The 201-nt window shown below is 67.7% G+C and carries 1 protein-coding gene; it reads right to left on the bottom strand.

Annotation, left to right across the window (positions count from 1 at the left end):
- Nucleotides 1-201 (bottom strand): hypothetical protein (locus AC3A6P_RS36255; RefSeq protein WP_487697494.1); only part of this gene is annotated, 201 nt, incomplete at both ends.

Here is a 201-nt window from a genome sequence, read left to right as displayed (position 1 = left end):
CCGTGCGCTCAGCCGCATCACCGGGCCCACCTGATCCCGCACGGCGTTCCATTCGTCGTAGGCCCAGGTTTTCTCCTTGGCGGCGGCGTGGTCTTTGTGGTGGGCCAGCAGGCGGGCGATCATGGTCCATTTGTGCGCGACCATGGTGGCCTCAGCGCGGTGGAAGGCGCCGATGGCATCGACCATCGCCGCGGGGGACAA

It is taken from the genome of Mycobacterium sp. Soil_C_30 (genome assembly GCF_057656995.1).
The sequence above is the reverse complement of the archived record's forward strand: the minus strand, read 5'-3'. Positions and strand labels throughout refer to the sequence as shown.